This window comes from Aquabacterium sp. (assembly GCF_044226965.1).
GTDB lineage: Bacteria > Pseudomonadota > Gammaproteobacteria > Burkholderiales > Burkholderiaceae_C > Pseudaquabacterium.
In genome coordinates this window covers 12,572-30,656 of record NZ_JBGAGA010000020.1, presented here as the reverse complement: position 1 = coordinate 30,656, position 18,085 = coordinate 12,572, and the positions used below count along the sequence as shown (strand labels likewise).

Below are 18,085 nucleotides of genomic sequence, written 5' to 3'. Positions count from 1 at the left end.
CAACCCCGCCTCGGGCCGTCGGCCGTAGAAGCCGGTATCCCCCTGCCGGAGACCCGCGATGCCCACCCGCCGCCTGGTGCTGACGCTGCTGCTGTCGGCCCTGACCACTGCCCCGCTGCCCGCCTGCGCCGCTGCCGATGTCCCGGCCGCGGGGGCGGCGCCTGCCACGCTCAAGCCCTACGCCGACGAGGCCGAACTGCAGGCGGCCCTGGGCCGCTGGCGCACCGAGGCCGAGAAACAGCAGCGCCAGCGCCCGCGCATGGCGATGGCTCCGCCGATGGCGATGCAGGCGGCGCCGGCGCCGGCCGCGGCGGCCCAGGCCGAGAGCCGAGCAGCGGCGCCCGGCACCGCGGCCGATGCGATCACCAATGTGCAGACCGTCGGGGTCGACGAAGGCGGCATCGTCAAGCGTGCCGGCGACTATCTGGTGATCCTGCGTCGCGGCCGGCTGTTCACCGTCCAGGTGGGGGGTGATGCACTGCAACCGGTGGCGATGCTCGATGCCTTCGCACCGAACGCCGATCCCACCGGCGCGTGGTACGACGAACTGCTGATCGCCGGCAACACCGTGGTCGTGGTCGGCTACAGCTATGCGCGCGGCGGCACGGAAATCGGCCTGTTCGAACTCGGCGCGCAGGGCGCGCTGCGCTACCAGGCCACCTACCACCTGCGCAGCTTCGACTACTACTCGTCGCGCAACTACGCCAGCCGGCTGATCGGCCGCAGGCTGGTGTTCTACAGCCCCACCGTGCTGCAGCCCTGGGGCCCGCCGCCGCAGCAGATGATGCCCGGCGTGCGGCGCTGGCAGGGGCCGGCCACGCCGGCGGAGTTCCAGCGCATCCTGCCGGCCACGCGCATCTACCGCAGCGACGACGAGTTCGACCCGCAGCAGCCGTTGGCGCTGCACACCATCACCAGCTGCGAGCTGGGGCAGGGCGAGATGCGCTGCGAATCGACCGCGGTGCTGGGGCCGCCTGGCCGCGTCTTTTACGTGTCAGCGAACGCGGTGTACGTCTGGACCAGCAGCGGGCCGCGGCGGCGCTTGCCGCTGCCGGTGCCGCCAGTGGCCCCGCCGGTGACGCCGCAGGCTGGCTCGGAGCCGGCGATCGGCGGCGGGCCCGTGGCGCGCGCGCCGGAGCAGCAGTCGCTGTCGGCGGTGTTCCGCATTCCGCTCGATGGCAGCGCGCCCGGCGGGTTGAAGACGGCGGGCGTGCCGATCGACCAGCTCTCGTTCCTGGAGGACGATCGCGGCCACCTGAACGTGCTGTTGCGCGATGCGGGCTACGGCGAAGGCATGTGGGGCAGCGAGCAGGGCCGGGCGGCGCACCTGGCCCTGCTGCGGGTGCCGCTGGCAGCCTTCGGTGACGGCCGCGGCGCCGCGCAACGCGAGCACTACCGCCTGCTGCCGGCGCCCGCCGGTGGCGCCCTGCAGAACCGTTATGTCGGCGACTGGCTGCTGTGGGGCGGCGGCCAGGAAGCCTGGGCGCTGCGGCCTGCCGACGGCACCGAGGCCCAGGCGCTGGCCCCGGGCCATGCGGTCGAACGCATCGAGGCGATGGGCGCGCATGCGCTGCTGGTCGGCAACGCCGGCAGCGTGCTGACCTTCACCAGCGTGCGCCTGGGTCGCACGGCCACGCTGGCCGGCCGACACGAGCAGCCCGACGCGCGCCAGGGCGAGACCCGGACGCACGGCTTCTTCTTCCGCCCCACCGGCGCCGAGGAGGGCCTGCTCGGGCTGCCGATCCTGGGCCCCGGCGCCGTCCGCAGCAATGGCGTGAAGTCCGGCGCGCAGGGCGCGGCGGCGGTGCTGTTCCTGCGCCAGAGCGCGCTGGCTTTCCGGCCGCTGGGCGCGCTGGAGGCCCGGCTCGGGCAGGCGGACGACCGCTGCAAGGCCTCCTGCGTCGACTGGTACGGCAACGCGCGGCCCCTCTTCCTGGGCGAGCGGGTGTTCGCGCTGATGGGCTACGAGCTGGTCGAGGGCCGGCTCGAAGGGCTGCGCCGCTTCGAGCGCCTGTCCGAGCGCCGGCGCATCAGCTTCGCGCCGGACGCGGCCGCGCCAAATGGACGTTACTCTCCGTTCAACTGATGACCCAGGAGATTGCCATGGCCCAGCCCGTCACGCTGATCGCCCCGTCCGAAGTGAACCCGCCGGGCGATGCCGGGCCGTTCCCGTTCGGCATGTTCGGCGCACGCTGCCTGGCGCAGGGCGACTCGTGGTTCTCGTTCGGTGCGCTGCCGCCGACCCTGACCACCAGCGTGCTGCGCGAACTGCGGCTGAACACCTCGACGGTGATCGTCAACTGCGCGCGGCCCGGTGCCGTGCTGCACCACATGACCGACACCACCACCGAGCGCCGCTTCCTGAACCTGCTGACCGGCCCGCAGTCGATGCAGTGGGACGCGATCCTGCTGTCCGGCGGCGGCAACGACCTGATCGACGCGGTCGGCGCCGGCCCGCAGGAGCCCCCGCAGCGCCGCCTGCTGGCCACGCCGGCCGAGCGTGCGGCTTCGGCGGTGGCAGTGCCCGCGGTCTACATCAGCGAGCCGGGCTGGGCGGTGTTCGAAGACCACCTGGGCGCTGTCTTCCGCCACCTGGTCGACCAGCGCGACAGCGGCCAGAACCGCCACGTGCCGCTGCTGCTGCACACCTACGCGCCGCTGATGCCACGGCCGGCCGGTGCCGGCGCGGGCTTCGGCCCCTGGCTGCAGCCGGCCTGCGACGCCTTTGCGGTGCCGCTGGCCGACCGTGCGGCGCTGGCCGGCCTGCTGATCGACCGCCTGGCCGCGCTGCTGCAGCGGCTGATCGACCAGCGCCGGCAGCAGGATCCCGGCTGCGCGCTGCAACTGGTGGACACCCGCGCGGCGGGCCTGGTGCTGGGCGACCCCACGGCCGCGGGCGAATCGGGCGACTTCATCAACGAGATCCACCCGACGCGCCAGGGCTACCGCAAGGTGGCCGCGCTGTGGCAGGCGCAGCTCGATCAGTTGTTCTGAGGAGCGGTTGCCGCGCCGCCCGGCGAGCGCTGCGCGACGCGCTGGCGCAGCGACGCGAGTTCGCCCTGCGCGCCCACGGCGCGTGACCAGGCCTGGCGCTGCGCCAGCCGCCCGCAGCTGAAGTCCAGCTCGGCCGCGGCCGCGGCGCCGCCGGCCTCGGCCAGCTGCAGCAGCGCCTGCTGCTCATGCAGCCAGCCTTGCCAGCGCTCGACCGGCCAGCCGAGCTCGCGGCCGATGACCGCGCCGCTGGCCACGTCGGCCAGGCTGTGGCTGTGCTCGGCCAGCGTGTGCGCCACCGCGTCGCACAGCGCGGCGCGGCTGCCGTCGGCCAGCGCCTCGGCGCTGCAGTAGCGCTCGGCATGCAGGCTGCTGGTAAAGGTCCAGCCATCGTCCAGGCTGCGCGCCAGGCTGGCCGCCAGCGCGCGCTGCAGGCCGGGCACCTGCGGGCCCAGCGCCTGCGCCACCAGGGCGGGCAGCAGGCCGGCCCGTGCATCGCTGTGGCGCGCCTGCGCAGCCTGGCGCATCGCGTCGGCCTCGGCCTGCGCATCGTCATGCGCGGCAGCTTCGGCGGCCAGTGCCAGCCAGGGGTGCAGGTTGTCAGGCTCCAGCCGGGCCCACTGCGCGCGGCTGAGCAGGCTGCAGGCGCCCACTTCGCGCTCGCCATAGGCCTGGCAGCCGCGCAGGGCCAGGGCGTAGACGGTCGCATCGGAGGTCGACACCGCCAGCCGCGCCAGTTGCTCGATGCGCGCGCGGCTGCCGGCCACGCGGCCGCGCGCGCCGATCAGCAGGCCCGCGGCGCGCCAGGCGGGATCGGCCTGCGCGGCGAGATGGGCTTCCACCTGGTCGAGCGCGGCCTGGCGCAGGGCCAGCGGAACGCGCTGCAGCGGGTTCGGGTCGTCGACGGCCAGGTGCACCGCGCCGTAGCCGCACACTTCCACGCCGCCGGCTTCGGCCGACGCGTCGGCCATGCTGCGCGGCGGCACTTCGCGGCCGGGCCTGGCCAGCTCGTGCGGCAGCGCAGGGCGCGGCGCCGCAGCCTCGGCGCCGACCGCGCTGGCGCCCGGTGGCGCGGTCGCCGGCCCGGCGCTGCGCAGCGCTGGCTCAGGGGGTCGACCCGCCAGGGTCAGCAGCAGCGTGGCCGGCAGCGCCGCCGGCAGCAGCCACCGCCACCAGCGGCGCGCCGGTGGTGCAGGCTTCTGAGCGGAAGGTGGCTGCATCGCGGGGGCGGCGGCCCGCACCCGGCAGGACCGCCGGCTGCGATGGTGCGCCGGCGGCCAGCGCCTCGCAAGCGGGCGGGCCCGCCATCGGGGCGGACCGGTCGTGGCGACCCTCGGCCCGCATCGCGCCGAGCACCGCATCCACCCGCTCGAGCGAGGCGAAGACCTCGCAGGCCGCGGCATGCAGCGCCCGGCCGGCCTCGGTGGGCACGAGCTGCCGGCCGCGGGATTCGAACAGCGGCAGGCCGATCGTCTCGCCCAGCTTGCGCAGGTGGCCCGAGACCGTGGGCTGCGCGACCGACAGCGCGTCGGCCGCGCGCGTCACGCTGCCCAGGCGCAGCACCGTTTCAAAAGCCGCCAGCTGCGGCAGCATGCCGTGGCGCAGGAAGCGCCGCCAACGTCGGGCCGTGTCCATCGCAATCGTCTCCAGCGTGTCAGCCGGGGCGGTGGCCGATGGGTCAGCCAGGTCGGACCTCCACCCCGAGGGGCAAAGGTCTCGCCAGCCGCCCGCTGGAAGGGCGGCCCCGCAGGCCGGGGCCGGTGCATGAAAGGCGGCCCGTATTGACGACGCTGCGGCCAACCCCTTGCCGGGGCCTGGGCTACTCCCGCTTTGCGGTTCAGCGCCAGGTCCGAGTGCGGCGGGCGCACCGGAGTTCCATCGTGAATCTCGATGTTTACCCGGAGCCCGGCGCCCAGAATGGCCCCCGCTACCTGCTGCCAGGACTTGCATGGACGCCTCGCAATTCATCTCGGCGCTGCTGGCCATCATCGTCATCGACATCGTGCTGGCCGGCGACAACGCCATCGTCATCGCGCTGGCCGCGCGCAGCCTGCCGCCGCAGCTGCAGAAGCGCGCGATCGTCTGGGGCGCTGTCGGCGCCATCGTCGTGCGCAGCGCGATGACGCTGGTGGTGGTGTGGCTGTTGAAGATTCCGGGGCTGCTCCTGGCCGGCGGCGCGCTGCTGGTGTGGATTGCCTGGAAGCTGCTGCAGCCCGAGGACGACGAGGGCCAGCACCAGGGGCCGGTGGCCACCACGTTCTGGGGCGCGATGCGCACCGTGATCGTGGCCGACGCGGTGATGGGCCTGGACAACGTGCTGGCGGTGGCCGGCGCCGCCCATGGCAGCTACCTGCTGGTGGTGCTGGGCCTGCTGATCAGCGTGCCGGTGGTGGTGTGGGGCAGCACGCTGGTGCTGAAGGTGGTGGAGCGCTATCCGGTGGTGGTCTACCTCGGCGCCGGCGTGCTGCTGTGGACCGCCCTGAAGATGATGACCAGCGAGCCGCTGCTCGCGCCCTGGCTCGCGCAGTGGCCCGCGTTGCGCTGGGCCGCGTGGCTGCTGCTGCCGGCGGTGCTGTGGGCGGCCTTCGTGCACAACCACCGCGTGCTCGACTCGCGCATTCGCCACCGGCTGGCCGAGATGGCCGCGCGCCGGCCCCGCGCCAGCGTGGACAGTGCCGATCCCGTTGCCGATCTGCTACCAGGAGAGAAGACCATGCTGAACGTGCTCGTGCCGGTGGATGCCTCGCCGAACGCGCTGCTGGCCGTGCGCCACGCGATCGCCGAATACCGCCACAACCACCAGCTGCGGCTGCACCTGCTGAACGTGCAGCCACCGCTGTCGCGCCATGCCGCGCGTTTCCTGAGTCCGCGGGACCGCGACCACTGGCACCGCCAGCAGGCGGAGAACGCGATGGCGCCATCGCGCGCGCTGCTGCGCGAGGCCGAGGTGCCGCACGACACGCACTGGCGCATCGGCCGCCGGGCCGAGGAGATCTGCCGCGCTGCCGGCGCGTTAGGCGCTCACCACATCGTCATCGGCACCGCCCGCAAAAATTCGCTGACCCGCATGCTCGAGGACTCGGTGACCAACCAGGTGCTCGAAGCCACGCCGGTGCCGGTCGAGGTGATCAGCGGCCGCGCCGTCTCCCGCTTCGAACGCTGGGGCCTGCCGGCCGGGCTGGGCCTGGGCCTGGGCGGGCTGCTGTGGCTGGCCATCGATTGAGCGCCGGCATTGCTAGCATGGCTGCTTCCTCGTTGCCGGAAGCGGAGCACCTCCCATGCTGCATCGTGTTGCCCTCACCACCATGGCGCTGAGCGCCGCCGCGCTGTTCGCGCTGCCTGCCGCGCAGGCCCAGGAGGCCGTGTCCTCGCGGCTGGATGTCGTGCAGAAGCAGGCGAAGCTGCGCGTCTGCACGCCGGGCGACTACCGGCCCTTCAGCCTGCACAAGCCCGACGGCGGCTTCGAGGGCCTGGACATCGACCTGGTGCAATCGGCCGCCAAGGCGCTGGGCGTGCAGGTCGAGCTGGTGAAGTCCAGCTGGTCGACGCTGATGAAGGACTTCCAGGAGAAGTGCGACGTCGCGGTCGGCGGTATCTCGGTGACGCTGGAGCGCCAGAAGAGCGCCTTCTTCACCGCGCCGTACATGGTCAACGGCAAGGCGCCGATCACCAAGTGCGAGAACGTCTCGAAGTACCAGACCGTGGCCGACATCGACAAGCCTGGCGTCACCGTGATCGAGAACCCCGGCGGCAGCAACGAGCGCTTTGCGCGCGCCAACTTCAAGCAGGCCAGGATCGTCCTCTACAACGACAACACGACGATCTTCGACGAGATCCTGAAGGGCAACGCCGACCTGATGATCTCCGAATCGGTGGAGACCCTCGTGCAGCAGAAGCTGCGCCCGGGCCTGTGCGCGGTGAACCCCGACAAGCCGCTGCAGTACGGCGAGATGGCCTGGCTGCTGCCGCGCGGCGATGCCAGCTTCAAGGCCTGGATGGACCAGTGGCTGCACCTGGCCAAGGCCACCGGCGAGTACGACCGCATCGTCGGGGCCTGGCTGCGCTGATGGCGCGGAGCGGGCGCCTCAGGGCGAGCGCGTGATCGAGTCGCTGGTCTCGGTGTTGGTCAGCGGCGCGTAGGTGTAGCCGCTGCGGCTGGCGCCGGTGACGGTGAACACGAAGGTGCCGGTGCGCTTGGTGACGGGCGAGTTGAAGCGCGCGACGCCGCTGCTGTCGGTGGTCGCGCTGTTGCCGCTGCGCGAGACGATGCCGCTCCAATTGCCCGTTACCGTGACGCCCGAGACGGCCAGACCGTTGGCGTCCACCACCTTCACCGCGGCGCTGGCCTGGCCGTTACCGTTGCGGCTGCCGACGGTCAGGCCCATCGCGATGTCGGCCACGCGCATGGTCGGCACCACCACCACCGGGTCGACGGTGATGGTCACGCTGCTGCTCGCGGTGAGTCCACCGTTGTCGGTGACCTGCAGCTGGGCGCTGTAGCTGCCGGGATTGCTGTAGGTGTGCGAGGCGCTGACACCGGTGGCCGTGGCGCCGTCGCCGAAGGTCCAGGCATAGGACACGATGCTGCCGTCGGCATCGCTGGACGTGCTGCCCGAGAAGCTCACCGCCAGCGGCGCGGTGCCGCGCTGGGTCGAGGTCGTGATGCGCGCCACCGGCGGCAGGTTGCCGCCTGTCGTGCTCGGGTAGCTGGCGGTCAGGGCGTACTGGCCCAGGCTGCCGTAGTTGCTGTAGCCGGTGACCTTCGGATCGCCCTCGCCGGTGCCCTGCACCGAAACGTAGTAGGTGCCCGCGCTCGGCAGCGTGAAGGTGATGCTGGCGTTCAGCGCACCGGTCGGGTTCGCGCTGGCCAGCACCGTGCCGCTGGCGTTCACCAGCTTGATCAAGGCATCGAGGTTGGCCGAGCGTGCGGCCGGGCTCAGGGTGATGGTCGCGCTGCCGGCACCGGCGCTGAACGAGAAGAAGTCGACATCGGTCGGCCGCTCGACCACGCCGCTGGCCGAGGCGCTGGTGATGCCACCGCTGCTGCTGCCCACCGTCATCGCGGTGGCGCTGGCGGCGGTGTTGCCGTGGTCGTCGGTGCGCAGCGGCAGGCCGTAGCTCTGCATCACCGCGTAGTCGTCCTCGACGTTGTTGGCGTCGGTGTACTCGCCCTTGCTCCACTGCACCAGTGGCTGGTAGTAGCCCACGCCCATGATCGGCGCCCAGCCGGTGGAACCGCTGCCCTGGCCCTGGTAGTAGCCGGCGGTGGAGGTGCCGTCGTGGTTCAGGCCCATGTTGTGGCCGGCCTCGTGCGAGATGGCCTCGGCCACGTACTTCTCGTTGCCCGGGCCCAGCGCGTCGTAGAACACCAGCGCGGGTTTGTAGAAGTCGCTGGTGTCGTCGAAGATGCCCAGGTAGGCCACGCCGCCGCAGCTGCAGCTGTAGACGCCGGCGCGGGTGGTGATCAGCACCACGGTGCCGTACACGTCGTCGGTGCTGCCGCTGCGGGTGATGAGGTCGGCCGTCACGGCTTCGGTGGTGACGTCGACGTCGAAGGGCGCGTAGTCCTCCGACACGCGCTGCCAGATGTACTGGATGCGCTCGAGCTCGGCCTGCGAGAAGGTGCCGGGCACGCCGTCGGTGTCGAAGGGCGGGGCGATGATGCTGCCGCCGCCGTTGTTCCACACCGTATTGGTGAGCGTGGCGCCCTTGAAGTTGAGGTAGATGGTGCGCTTGGCGCCGGGCCGGCTGTGCAGCAGAAAGGTCTGGTCCAGCGGGGCCAGCGTGCCGTCGAGCAGGCCGCTGCTGCTGCTGAGCGCGGCGCCGGCGGGCAGCGGCGCATCCAGGTCATCGACGAAGTGCACGCGGCCGCGCTGGTCGATGCGCATGCGCTTGTCGTTCAGCAGCTGCGCACGCAACTCGTCCGCTGACTTGCCGTACCAGGCGGCGACCTCGTCGAGCCGGTTGCCGAGCAGGTCGATCGCCCGCTGGCCGCCGGCCTGCCGGTCCGGCAGTTGCAGCAGCGGGAACGCGCCCTTGATGCGGTGGGGCACCGCATCGGTGGCGGCCGCGGCATCGGCCGCATGGAGGGTGGGGCTCAGCCCGAGGCCGAGGCTGGCCGCCAGCAGCAGGCGGGCCGTGAGACGCAAGAGGTGTGCACGCATGGGGCGCGATGCTAGGGGGGTGGGCCGTTCGCCGTCGCGCCGCATTTCCTCCTGTTACCCGGTGCCGCAAGGCTGTTACCGCTGGGTGCCGGCCGGCCCGGCGAGCGCGGGTGGCGTGGCCGGCAGCAGGCGCTCGGCCAGCAGCCGTGCCAGGCGTTCCGCTGGCGGGGTGGCCATCGGCAGCGCGGCCAGCGCGCCATCGATCGCCAGGCTGGCCAGGCCGTGCGCCAGGCTCCAGCCGGCCAGGCCCAGCAGCGCGCCCTGCTCGGCGTCGAAGCCCTGCGCCGCCTGCATCAGCACCGTGAAGCTGCGCTCGGCGGTCTGGCGCAAGGCCGGGAACTGCTCGCCGCGTGCCAGCAGCGGGCCGAACATCAGGCGGAACAGCGCGGGCTGGCGGCAGGCGAAGCCGACATAGGCGTCGTTGATGGCCAGCAGGGCCTCGCGCGGCGTGGCCGCCGGCTGCGTCGCGGCCGCCGTCATCGCACCGGCCAGTGCGTCGAAGCCGCGCTCGGCCACCGCGGCCAGCAGGTCCTCGTGGCTGGCGAAGTGGTGGTACGGCGCGGCATGCGACACCCCGGCCGCGCGCGCCACGTCGCGCAGGCCGAAGCCCTCGGCGCCGTGGCTGGCCAGCAGCGCGGTCGCGGCGTCGATCAGCGCCTCGCGCAGGTTGCCGTGGTGGTAGGGGCGGGGGGCGGGATGGCGGGACATGAGTCCAATCTTGACACGAGAAGGATTGGCCGCCGACAATGACGTCAATCTTTTCCCTGTCAAGATTGGACTGCCGGATGTACCACCTGATCGTGCGCCGCAAGCTGGCCCAGGCCTTCCGCGATCTCAACGCCGGCCGCTACGAGCGCATCGTGCCGCAGTTCGCCGCGGCGCACTGCCACGTGATGTACGGCCAGCATGCGCTGGCCGGCGAGCGCCGCAGCCAGCACAGCACCGGCGCGTGGTACGCGCGGCTGCAGCGCCTGCTGCCCGGCCTGCGCTTCGAGGTGCGCGACATCGTGGTGGCCGGCTGGCCGTGGCGCACCCGCGCGCTGGCCAGCTGGACCGACCACTTCACGCTGCCCGACGGCACGCCCGGCTCGAACCAGGGCGTGCACGAATTCGAGCTGCGCTGGGGCCGGGTCACGCGGCTGGCGGTGCATTGCGACACCGCGAAGCTGCAGCGCTACTGTGAACGCATGGCCGCCGGCGGGATGGCCGAGGCGCTGGCCGCGCCGATCGTCGACACGGCAGCCGGCTCGGCCTGAACGGGATCGGGCGGCTGCGGCGACGGCTCAGCCCGTGGTCAGCGCCGCCTTGACCGCGCGCAGCATCTCGCGCGACAAGGCTTCGTCGTCGCTGGCCCGCGCCAGCACCATCGCGCCGACCATTGCGGCCAGCGTCACCACCGCGCGCTGGCGCCGGTCGGCCGCGGTGGCACCGGGCGACAGCGCGGCCAGCACCTCGAGCTGCGCACGCGTGCCTTCGGTGATGGCATGGCGCACGCCCGGGCCTTCGCGCGCGGCCTCGGCGCCCAGCGCGGCGGTGACGCAGCCTTCGCCCGGCGCGTCGCGGTGCGCGGGCGAGAGGTAGCTCGCCACCATCGCCGCCAGCGGCTTCTCGGGCGAGCGCTCGGCCGCCGCGCGCCAGTGCCCGTCCAGCTCCTCGTAGGCTCGCGCGCAGGCCTGCGCCATCAGGTCTTCCTTCGAGCCGAACTGGCCGTAGAACGCGCCGTGCGTCAGGCCCGCGGCCTTCATCAGGTCGGCCACGCCCACGCCATGGAAGCCGCGCTCGCGGAACAGCTGCGCGGCGGTGTCCAGCACGCGCTCGCGGTTCAGCGCGGCCTGTTCACGACTGACTTTCATCGGGCGATCTCCAGCATCTGCGGCAGGGTCTTGACATGATAAATGATGATCGTCATATACTCGCAATCATGATGATAGTCATTTAAACGAGGTGCCCATGAAAGCCGTGATCGCTGCCTATGCCCGCTCGCCGTTCCATTTCGCGAAGAAGGGCGCGCTGGCCGCGGTGCGGCCCGACGACCTGGCCGCGCAGGTGGTGCGAGGCCTGCTGCACCGCACCGACGTCGACCCCGCGGCTATCGAGGACCTGATCCTCGGCTGCGCCTACCCTGAGGCGGCGCAGGGCAACAACCTGGCCCGCATCGTCGGCCTGCTGGCCGGGCTGCCGCACACCGTGGGCGGCATGACGGTGAACCGCTTCTGCGGCTCGTCGATGCAGGCGGTGCACATCGCGGCGGCGAACATCGAGGCCGGCATCGGCGAGGCCTACCTGTGCGTGGGCGTCGAGTCGATGACGATGGTGCCGCAGGGCGGCTTCAACTTCTCGCCGAACCCACGCCTGCTGGCCGAGACCGACGCCTACCTCTCGATGGGCGAGACGGCCGAGAACGTGGCGCAGCGCTGGCAGGTCAGCCGCGCCGACCAGGAGGCGCTGGCGCTCGATTCGCACCGCAAAGCCGCTGCGGCTCGCGCGGCCGGCCGGCTTCAGGACGAGATCGTGCCGATCGATGCCGGCGACGGCACGGTGGTGGCCGAGGACGGCTGCATCCGCCCGGCCACCACGCTGGAGGCGCTGGCCGCGCTGAAGCCGGCCTTCCGGCCCGACGGTGTGGTGACCGCCGGCACCTCGTCGCCGCTGACCGACGGCGCCGCCGCGGTGCTGGTGGCCAGCGACGCCTTCGTGCAACGCCACCGGCTGCAGCCGCTGGCGCGCATCCGCAGCTTCGCGACGGTGGGCGTCGACCCGGCGGTGATGGGCATCGGCCCGGTGCCGGCCACGTTCAAGGCGCTGGCCCGCGCCGGGCTCGACGTCGGCGCGCTCGATGTGGTCGAGATCAACGAGGCCTTCGCGTCGCAGGCGCTGGCCTGCATCCGCGACCTGACGCTCGACCCCGCCACGGTCAACCTCGACGGCGGCGGCATGGCCATCGGCCACCCGCTGGGTGCCACCGGCGCGCGGATCACCGGCAAGGCGGCAGCCTTGCTGGCGCGCGAAGGCGGGCGCTACGCACTGGCCACGCAATGCATCGGCGGCGGGCAGGGCATTGCCACGGTGCTCGAACGGCCGTGATTCACTTTCTCGACAGGAGCCATTGATGGACATCCGCAACCAGACCCTCCTGATCACCGGCGCCAACCGCGGCCTGGGCCTGGCCTTCGCGCGCGAGGCGCTGGCCCGCGGCGCGCGCAGGGTCTATGCCGCCGCGCGCGACCCTGCCAGCGTCAAGCTGCCCGGCGTGGTGCCGCTGCGCCTGGACGTGACGCAACCCGACGAAGCCGCCGCCGCCGCCCGCGAGGCCCCCGACGTGACGCTGCTGGTGAACAACGCCGGCATCGCCATGCCCGGCAGCCTGCTGCGCGCCGAGGCCGTGGCCGAGGCGCGCGCGATGCTGGACACCAACTTCCTCGGCCCGCTGCAGGTGAGCCAGGCCTTCGCGCCGGTGCTGGCCGCCAACGGCGGCGGTGCGATCCTGAACGTGCTGTCGGTCGCCAGCTGGATCAGTGGGCCGCTGCTGCCGCTGTACGCGGCCAGCAAGTCCGCGGCCTGGTCGCTGACCAACGGATTGCGCATCGCGCTGGCGGCGCAGCGCACGCGGGTCGTCGCGCTGCATGCCGGCTTCATCGACACCGACCTCACGCGCGGGCTCGACGCGCCCAAGAGCACGCCCGAGGCCATCGTGCGCGCGGCCTACGACGGGCTCGCCGCCGGGCAGCTGGAGATCCTGGCCGACGACATCACGCGGCAGGTGCGCGCCGGCCTGGGCGCGACGCCGCCGGTGTACCTGCCCCCGTCGTCGGCTTGAGGCGGCGCCCGCGTCCCTGGGGGCCCTGCGCGCCGAGCGCCACCACGCGCTGCAGCTTGCCGCCGGGCCCGCGCTGCAGGGCCTGGCCCTCGAGCAGCTCCCAGCGCGGTTGCCGGGCGGCCTGACGCTCGAAGTAAGCGTCCAGTGCCTGCCGGGCGCGGGCCAGCTGCTGCTGCGCGGCTTCGCCCCGCTGCGGCACCGCCAGCGCCAGTGCCGCCGGCCCGCGCTGCACGAGCTGGAAGTCGAACAGCCCGGCCTCTTCCTCAAGCACGGTGCACAGCGCCAGCGGCGTGAGCCCGACGGGGCCGCCGTGCCGGCCGGGCAGGCGCAGCAGGTCGTCATGCCGGCCTTCCACCTCCACCAGCGGCAGGCGCGAGCCGCAGTCGCAGCGCTCGGCCGGCAGCCGGATGCGGTCGCCCAGGTCGTAGCGCAGCAGCGGCTGCGTCAGGTTGGCCAGGTGGGTCAGCAGCGCGGTGCTGCCGATCTCGCCGGGCGGCACGGGCTGGCCGCGGTCGTCCACCGATTCCAGCAGCGCCCAGTCGCTGTTCAGGTGCAGCCGGCCGCAGCGGCAGGCGCTGGCCAGCGCGTAGAACTCCGAGGCGCCGTAGCTGTCCACCACCGGGCAGCCGAAGGCCTGCTCGATGAAGCGCCGCATCGCCGGCGTCAGCGTCTCGCCGCCGGTGCGCAGTTCCTGCGGTCGCAGCGCCAGGCGCCCGGCGCGCTGTTCCTCGGCCAGCAGCAGCGCGGTGTTCGGGTAGGTGCCGATCAGCGTGGGCTGCAGCGCCTGCAGCCGGGCCACCAGCGCCGGCATCGGCTGCAGGAAGGACAGCAGGTGCACGCGCCCGGCCAGCCACGGGTTCAGGCGCTGCAGCCGGCGCATGGCCACCACCGCGGCGAAGTGGCCATCCGTCGCGCCGACGAAGGCGATGCGCTCGCCGGCGAACAGCGGGTCGAGCAGGCGGCGCATTGACCAGGGCCGGCGCAGCAGCTCCAGCGCGTCGTACACCGCCAACGTGAACGCATCCTGCACGAACACCCCCGGCACGCCGCTGCTGCCCGAGCTTTCCCACACCGTGTAGCGGCCCAGGTAGGACTCGCCGATGCGTGCCGGGTCGGCGGTGAAGCGGCGCAGATCGTCCAGGCGCAGCGCGGGGTCGGTGACCCAGTCGTCGAACGCCGCCATCAACTCGGCCTTGCCCAGCATCGGCAGGCGGCCCAGGCAGGCGAGGCCCTCGTCGGCATCGGCACCGAGGTCCAGCCCCTGCCAACGCCGGCGGTACAGCGCCGAATGCGCGCGCGCATGGGCCACCAGCCGCACCAGCCGCTGGCCCTGCAGGCGACGCAGCAGCGCGGGGTCGGCCTGCGGCAGGCCCCAGACCTGGCTGGCGATCAGGCTGCGCTGCCAGGGATCGAATGGCTCCATGTTGGCTTCCGGCCGGCACCTGGCGACAGGCTAGCCGCCGCCGGGCGCGCGTTCTTGCGCAGGCGCAAGCCGCGGCCAGGGCCACTGGCGCAGCCTGGCCGCTGCCGATGCCGCCTCCGATACCGATACCGATACCGAGCGTTCACGCGGCGTTACGCATTGCGCGCTTCGCTTGATGCTGCGTTTGCACAAGCCCCGCATGCTGCCACCATCGACCCACCAGGAGAACGCCCATGCGCTCCCCGTGCCGACCGGGCGCCCCCGGCGCCTTCAGCGACGATGGCGAACTGCCGATGACCGACGAACTGCTGCGCCGCCTGCGCGAATCGGGCTGGTGAAGCCGGCGCTGCGCCGGCTGTGCCTGCTGGCCTGGCTGCTCGCCGCCGGCGGCGCCGGCGCGGTGGAAGGCCAGGTGCTCGATGCCCGCAGCGGCACGCCGGTCGCGGGGGCCTGGCTCTCGTCAGCCGGCCACACCGTGCGCAGCGACGCGAAGGGCCGCTTCGACCTGCCGCTGCCGCCCGATGCGGCGCCGCCGGCGCCCGCCGCCATCGCGGTGCGGGCCCCGGGCTACTGGCGCCAGCAGCTCGCGCCACCGGCCGGCGATGGGCCGCTGCCCATCGCGCTGCAGCCGGTCGCGCCCAAGGCGCTGTACCTCTCGGCCTGGGGCATCGGCGATGTGCGGTTGCGCGGCGAGGCCCTGGCGCTGATCGCGCGCAGCGAGCTCGACGCGCTGGTGATCGACGTCAAGGGCGACAGCGGCGTCGTGCCCTTCCGCAGCAGCGCCCATGCGCAGGCCGGGCTCGGCCCGCAGGCGCCGATCACCGTGGCCGACATGCCGGCGCTGATGGCGCAGCTGCGCGGCCGCGGGCTGTACCTGATCGCGCGCATCGTGGTGTTCAAGGACGACGGCCTGGCCGCGGCCCACCCGCAGTGGGCGGTGCGCGACGCACAGGGCCGGCGCTGGCGCGACCGCGAGGGGCTGTCGTGGATCGATCCCTTCGAGGTCCAGGCCTGGCAGTACAGCCTGGCGCTGGCCGAGGAGGCCGCTGCGCTGGGCTTCGACGAGATCCAGTTCGACTACCTGCGCTTCCCGGACGCCGCGGGCCTGCAGTTCTCGCAGGCCGACGAGCCGGGCACGCGCGTTGCCGCGATCGCCGGCTACCTGGACGCGGCGCGCGAGCGGCTGGCGCGCTACAACGTGCTGCTGGCGGCCGACGTCTTCGGCTACATCTGCTGGAACGAGGACGACACCGGCATCGGCCAGCAGCTCGAGGCGCTGGTGCCGCACGTGGACGTGCTCTCGCCGATGCTCTACCCCTCGGGCTTCTCGTTCGGCATTCCCGGCCACCGCCAGCCGGTGGCGGCGCCGCGCGAGATCGTGCAACTGTCGTTGCAGCGTGCGCTGGACCGCACCGGCGTCGCGCCGCGCCGGCTGCGGCCCTGGCTGCAGGCCTTCCGCGACTATGCCTTCGACCACCGCGTGTTCGGCGCCGCCGAGATCCGCGCGCAGATCGACGCGGCCGAAGGCCTGGGCACCGCCGGCTGGATGCTGTGGAACGCCGCCAACCACTACGGCGACGACGGGCTGAAGCCGCGGGCTCAGCCGCCGGCCGCCTCGGCGCCGCCCTGAGCCTGCTGCGCGCGGATGCTCTCGGCCTGGTCGCGCACGCGCCGCATGCCGCGGATCCAGCGCTCGACATCGGCCGCCTTGCGCTGCAGGTAGGTCAGCACCTCGGGGTGCGGCAGGATCAGGAAGCGCTCCTCCTGCATGCAGCGCAGCACCTCGTCGGCCACCTGCTCGGCCGAGACCGAGCCGTCGGACAGGAAGCTCTTGCGCTGGCCGTCGGCGCCCAGCAGCATCGGCGTGCGCACGCCCTGCGGGCACAGGCAGCTGACGCGGATGCTCTTGTCGCCATAGTTGATGGCCAGCCATTCGGCGAACGCCACCGCGGCATGCTTGGTCACCGTGTACATCGCCGAATCCACCTGCGCCAGCAGGCCGGCGGCCGAGGCGGTGTTGACCAGGTAGCCCTCGCCGCGCGCCAGCATCTGCGGCAGCACCGCGCGGGCGGCGAACACATGCGCCATCACGTTGATGTCGTGGATGCGCTGCCACTGCTCGAGCGTGGCCTCCATGCCGCCGCGCTGGATGATGCCGGCGTTCGAGCAGAACACGTCGACCTGGCCGAAGCGCTCCGTGGCCTGCTGCACCAGCGCCTGGATGGCCGGCTCGCGGCTGACGTCGGTGGGCACGGCCAGGCCCTGGCTGCCCAGGCCGCTCACTTCGTCGGCTACGGCCTGGCAGCGTGCCGGGTCCAGGTCGGCCACCACCACCGCGCGCGCACCGGCCTGCGCGAAGCGCCGGCACAGCGCCAGCCCGATGCCCGAGGCCCCGCCGGTGACGATGACCACCTTGTGCTGAACGTTCATGCGTGTCTCCATGGAAAATCGAATCGATGACCGAGCCGGCCGACGCACCCCCCCGCATCCCGCTGGGCAGCTTCATGGCGCTGAACGTGCTGGTCGGTGCTTCGCACGGCATCTCGCGCGTGCTGCTGCCGCTGTTCGGCGCGCAGCTGCATGCGCAGACGTGGCAGATCGGGCTGGTGGGCGGCCTGCAGTTCGGCGGCCTGCTGCTGCTGTCGATGCCCACCGGCGCGCTGATCGACCGCTACGGCAGCTTGCCGCTGTTCCGCATCGGCGTGCTGGTGGCCGCGGCGATCTATGGCCTGGGCCTGACACAGGCGCACCTGCCGTGGCAGCTGATCCTGTGCGTGGTCGGCCTGGGGCTGGTGATCCCGCTGCGGCTGGTCACCACCAACACCGAGTTCCTGCACCTGCTGCCGCACCTGCCGCCGGCCAAGGCGGGCTGGAACCGCGCGGCCAACACGCTGGGCATGTACTTCATCGGGCCGAGCCTCGGCGCGCTGCTGATCGCCGGCGTCGGCTTCGTGCCGGCGTTCGCGCTGGTGGCGGCGGCCTTCCTCGGCATGTACCTGGTGGGCAGCCACGCGTTGGCTGACGCGCCGCCGGGCCGCGGCCAGGAGGCCACGCCGCTGGCCCAGCGCGTGAAGCGGCAGATCCGCGCGGTGGCCGAGCGGCCGATGCTGCGCCGGACCATGCTGATCGACATGGTCGGCCAGATGGCGGTGGCCTACTTCTCGGTGTTCATCGTGCTGTACGCGGTGCGCCACTTCGGCATGGGGCTGCAGCCGGCGGCCGGGCTGATCACCCTGCAGGGCGCGCTGTTCGTCGCCACGCTGTTCGCCGGGGGGGCGCTCACCGCGCACTGGCATCCCGAGCGGCGCTACGGCGTGGCGGTGGCGCTGCTGCTGGGCCATGCCATCGTGCTGGCGCTGGCGCGCTCGCCGCTGTGGCTGTGGACCGGCGCCGCGCTGCTGGGGCTGGGGCTCGGGCTGCAGCAGCTGAGCAGCGTCACCCGCTATGGGCAGTTGATGAAGGAACTCGGGCGCGGCCATGGCGGCGGCCTGTCGTCGATGGCGGGGCCGGCCGGCGGCCTGACCGGCGCGGTGGTCGGTGGCGTGCTGAGCCAGCATTTCGGCATGGGCGCGGGCTTCGACGTGCTGGTGCTGCTGTATGCGCTGCTGGCGCTGTCGCAGTGGCGGATGGTGCGGCAGATCGCCGCCGTCACCGGCACAGGCCACGGCAGCGCGTAGCGCCGTGCATCGG

General features: G+C 72.9%; 16 protein-coding genes and 1 pseudogene. 10 read left to right on the top strand and 7 right to left on the bottom strand.

The window, feature by feature from the left end:
• Positions 1-58: 58 nt before the first annotated feature.
• Entirely contained in the window at positions 59-2,086 is a 2,028-nt protein-coding gene (locus ACILR4_RS11445) for a beta-propeller domain-containing protein (protein WP_395700978.1), read from the top strand.
• 17 nt (positions 2,087-2,103) lie between these two features.
• A complete protein-coding gene (locus ACILR4_RS11440; RefSeq protein WP_395700977.1) occupies positions 2,104-2,994 on the top strand; it encodes an SGNH/GDSL hydrolase family protein in 891 nt (296 codons plus the stop codon).
• Here the strand turns inward: ACILR4_RS11440 and ACILR4_RS11435 are convergent.
• A complete protein-coding gene (locus ACILR4_RS11435; protein ID WP_395700976.1) occupies positions 2,982-4,211 on the bottom strand; it encodes a hypothetical protein in 1,230 nt (409 codons plus the stop codon). The genes ACILR4_RS11440 and ACILR4_RS11435 overlap by 13 nt on opposite strands.
• The gene (locus tag ACILR4_RS11430) at positions 4,096-4,626 is read right to left on the bottom strand and encodes a LysR family transcriptional regulator (RefSeq protein WP_395700975.1); all 531 of its coding nucleotides are present in this window, start codon (positions 4,624-4,626) and stop codon (positions 4,096-4,098) included. The genes ACILR4_RS11435 and ACILR4_RS11430 overlap by 116 nt, the downstream gene beginning before the upstream one ends.
• A gap of 313 nt (positions 4,627-4,939) precedes the next feature.
• Here ACILR4_RS11430 and ACILR4_RS11425 point away from each other — a divergent pair.
• The 3 genes and pseudogenes from ACILR4_RS11425 to ACILR4_RS11415 all read left to right on the top strand — a co-directional run.
• Positions 4,940-5,566: pseudogene (locus ACILR4_RS11425) on the top strand (TerC family protein); the annotation flags it as partial.
• Positions 5,567-5,629: 63 nt separating this feature from the next.
• On the top strand, positions 5,630-6,214 hold the full coding sequence (locus tag ACILR4_RS11420) for a universal stress protein (protein ID WP_395701033.1): 585 nt from the start codon (positions 5,630-5,632) through the stop codon (positions 6,212-6,214).
• 55 nt (positions 6,215-6,269) lie between these two features.
• A complete protein-coding gene (locus ACILR4_RS11415; RefSeq protein ID WP_395700974.1) occupies positions 6,270-7,058 on the top strand; it encodes a transporter substrate-binding domain-containing protein in 789 nt (262 codons plus the stop codon).
• Between the two features lie 18 nt (positions 7,059-7,076).
• Here the strand turns inward: ACILR4_RS11415 and ACILR4_RS11410 are convergent, their stop codons facing one another.
• Both ACILR4_RS11410 and ACILR4_RS11405 read right to left on the bottom strand, forming a co-directional pair.
• Positions 7,077-9,155, bottom strand: a complete 2,079-nt coding sequence (locus ACILR4_RS11410; RefSeq protein ID WP_395700973.1) for a PKD domain-containing protein — start codon at positions 9,153-9,155, stop codon at positions 7,077-7,079.
• A gap of 75 nt (positions 9,156-9,230) precedes the next feature.
• Complete coding sequence (locus tag ACILR4_RS11405) at positions 9,231-9,863, bottom strand: TetR/AcrR family transcriptional regulator (protein ID WP_395700972.1); 633 nt, start codon at positions 9,861-9,863, stop codon at positions 9,231-9,233.
• Positions 9,864-9,940: 77 nt separating this feature from the next.
• Between ACILR4_RS11405 and ACILR4_RS11400 the strand changes: the two genes are divergently transcribed.
• Complete coding sequence (locus tag ACILR4_RS11400; RefSeq protein ID WP_395700971.1) at positions 9,941-10,411, top strand: nuclear transport factor 2 family protein; 471 nt, start codon at positions 9,941-9,943, stop codon at positions 10,409-10,411.
• A 27-nt stretch (positions 10,412-10,438) separates the two neighbouring features.
• Here ACILR4_RS11400 and ACILR4_RS11395 read toward each other — a convergent pair whose 3' ends face one another.
• The gene (locus ACILR4_RS11395; RefSeq protein ID WP_395700970.1) at positions 10,439-11,008 is read right to left on the bottom strand and encodes a TetR/AcrR family transcriptional regulator; all 570 of its coding nucleotides are present in this window, start codon (positions 11,006-11,008) and stop codon (positions 10,439-10,441) included.
• Between the two features lie 97 nt (positions 11,009-11,105).
• Here ACILR4_RS11395 and ACILR4_RS11390 point away from each other — a divergent pair, with 97 nt between their 5' ends.
• Together ACILR4_RS11390 and ACILR4_RS11385 are read left to right on the top strand one after the other, a co-directional pair.
• Positions 11,106-12,239 (top strand): thiolase family protein, encoded by a 1,134-nt coding sequence (locus ACILR4_RS11390; RefSeq protein WP_395700969.1) that lies wholly within the window; start codon positions 11,106-11,108, stop codon positions 12,237-12,239.
• 25 nt (positions 12,240-12,264) lie between these two features.
• Positions 12,265-12,972 (top strand): SDR family oxidoreductase, encoded by a 708-nt coding sequence (locus ACILR4_RS11385; protein WP_395700968.1) that lies wholly within the window; start codon positions 12,265-12,267, stop codon positions 12,970-12,972.
• Here the strand turns inward: ACILR4_RS11385 and ACILR4_RS11380 are convergent.
• A complete protein-coding gene (locus tag ACILR4_RS11380; protein WP_395700967.1) occupies positions 12,905-14,395 on the bottom strand; it encodes a phenylacetate--CoA ligase family protein in 1,491 nt (496 codons plus the stop codon). The genes ACILR4_RS11385 and ACILR4_RS11380 overlap by 68 nt on opposite strands.
• Positions 14,396-14,729: 334 nt before the next feature.
• Here ACILR4_RS11380 and ACILR4_RS11375 point away from each other — a divergent pair, with 334 nt between their 5' ends.
• Positions 14,730-16,025 carry a putative glycoside hydrolase gene (locus ACILR4_RS11375; protein ID WP_395700966.1) on the top strand — a complete coding sequence of 432 codons (1,296 nt, stop codon included), beginning with the start codon at positions 14,730-14,732 and terminating at the stop codon, positions 16,023-16,025.
• On the opposite strand, the gene ACILR4_RS11370 is transcribed toward ACILR4_RS11375, so the two are convergent.
• Entirely contained in the window at positions 15,995-16,825 is an 831-nt protein-coding gene (locus tag ACILR4_RS11370) for an SDR family oxidoreductase (protein ID WP_395700965.1), read from the bottom strand. The two genes, ACILR4_RS11375 and ACILR4_RS11370, sit on opposite strands and share 31 nt — an antisense overlap.
• A gap of 26 nt (positions 16,826-16,851) precedes the next feature.
• Here ACILR4_RS11370 and ACILR4_RS11365 point away from each other — a divergent pair, with 26 nt between their 5' ends.
• Complete coding sequence (locus ACILR4_RS11365) at positions 16,852-18,072, top strand: MFS transporter (protein ID WP_395700964.1); 1,221 nt, start codon at positions 16,852-16,854, stop codon at positions 18,070-18,072.
• Positions 18,073-18,085 lie beyond the last annotated feature (13 nt).